Annotated in this window: 1 protein-coding gene; it reads left to right on the top strand. The window is 45.1% G+C overall.

The genetic code is table 11. From position 1 onward, the window contains the following. The first annotated feature begins 554 nt into the window (after window positions 1-554). Window positions 555-1,814, top strand: coding sequence for a group II intron reverse transcriptase/maturase (gene ltrA, locus EZ456_RS24940; protein WP_131534924.1), 1,260 nt, complete (start codon window positions 555-557; stop codon window positions 1,812-1,814). Window positions 1,815-1,891: the final 77 nt, after the last annotated feature.

Here is a 1,891-nt window from a genome sequence, read left to right as displayed (position 1 = left end):
GGTTATTGAGCGACATGAATGATTTGCGTGAGCAAATCAATGCTGTCTGATTGATGAGGGAGGGCCCCTCGGTATCGGCTTACAGGAGCAGGTACCAAACCTCCTCTAAGCTGCTTGGATTAAGTGTCCTGGTAGTGAGCGTTAGAGGAAAAGGCATCTTAGAGGTGTCAGGTGAGTATAAAGAAGATGAATGCAAATGAACTGCCGAAGAGGCGTCGAAAGGATTAGATGATGTCAAAACTAAAGTACAGTAACACTTTATTATCAGCAGAGAGGATGACCTGTTTACCGTCTCTGTGGCATCCGGCGTATAGGCAGCATGAGCTTTATACAGGCAATCAGAGGGAACTTGTGAACCTGTCGGAACGATGTGAAGGGAAAAGTCCAAGCGGAAGAACCCGCAAGGCCGAAAGTACCGATGCGTTCCACGGGGGCAGAGCCACCCGTAGTAGTGATGATGGTCTTGGAAACCTGACTGGAGCGAAGGAGTGGCATTATCGGGGTTGTACATTGATAGAAACTGTTCAAGGTTAACACAACAGGAGGTATAGAAGATGTACAGGCCAAAACCATATTGTATTTCAAGAAAGTCGGTTCAGGAAGCCTACTTGAAAATCAAAGCCAACAAAGGCGCAGCGGGTGTAGATAAGATGAGTATGGAAGCATTTGATATGCAATGCCAAAAGCATCTTTACAAGTTATGGAACCAGATGAGTTCCGGCAGTTATATGCCACCTGCTATCAAGTTGGTAGAGATTCCAAAGAAGGATGGCGGTAAAAGGCCATTGGGTATTCCTACAGTAACCGACCGGATTGGGCAGGCTGTGGTATCGGTAAGATTAGGAGAGGTGGTCGACAACTTATTCCATGAAGACTCTTACGGCTACCGGCCAAAGAAATCAGCGTTACAGGCAGTTGCCAAAGCACGGGAAAGGTGCTGGGTATACAACTGGTTACTGGACGTTGATATCCGCGGGTTCTTCGACAATATTCCGCATGATTTGCTGATGTTGGCCGTTGAAAAGCACACAGATGAAGATTGGATGGTACTTTACATCAAAAGATGGTTGGTGGCATCCTTAGAACTGGAAGATGGGACAATCGTTCCAAGGGCTAAAGGGGTACCGCAAGGTTCTGTTGTTGGCCCGGTTCTTTCAAATCTATATCTGCATTACGCGATTGATATGTGGCTAAAAGCCAACTATCCTGACCATGCTTTTGAACGTTATGCCGATGATGCAGTCATTCATTGCAGAACAGAAGAACAGGCCATCCACTTGAAGGAATCATTAGGTAAAAGGCTAAAAGAATGCGGTTTGGAGATGCATGAAGACAAGACCAAAATTGTTTATTGCAAGGACAGCAACCGCAGAGGGGAAACGGAGAAAGCCGTAACGTTTGACTTCCTTGGTTATACATTCAAGCCTAGGCAGGCGCTGAACGCTAAAAGGAAAGTCAGCTTTACCAACTTTCTTCCGGCAGTAAGTACCAAGGCAATGAAAGCAATGAATGAAAAGCTTAACAAACTGCCAATATTACGAATTGCCGGTATTGAGATAGAAGCTGTAGCCAAAGAAATGAATCCGGTATTGCAGGGTTTGATCAACTATTACGGAAAATTCCATAGCTCAAAGTTGAAAGGCTTTCTGCGTGGGGTTAATGCAAAGTTGGCTAACTGGGCAATCAGGAAATACAAAGGGTTGAGAGTCAGCGTGACCAGTGCGATGAAATGGCTAAAGCGTTTATATAAACGAAAACCAAAACTCTTTGCACACTGGACATTTGGCTCAAAACCTACTATGGAATTACGATAATAAGAGCCGTATGATGGGAGACCATCACGTACGGTTCTGTGAGAATCTCAGGTTGAGATACCTGGGTTTACTTGATA

The sequence above is a fragment of the Pedobacter psychrodurus genome, assembly GCF_004331735.1.
Taxonomy (GTDB): Bacteria; Bacteroidota; Bacteroidia; order Sphingobacteriales; family Sphingobacteriaceae; genus Pedobacter; species Pedobacter psychrodurus.
Note: the sequence above shows the minus strand (reverse complement) of the source record. Positions and strands in the feature narration are given on the sequence as shown.

Excerpts from the sequence above, each read along its gene's own strand:
- ltrA (WP_131534924.1), top strand. The coding sequence starts at position 555 with ATGTACAGGCCAAAACCATATTGTATTTCAAGAAAGTCGGTTCAGGAA.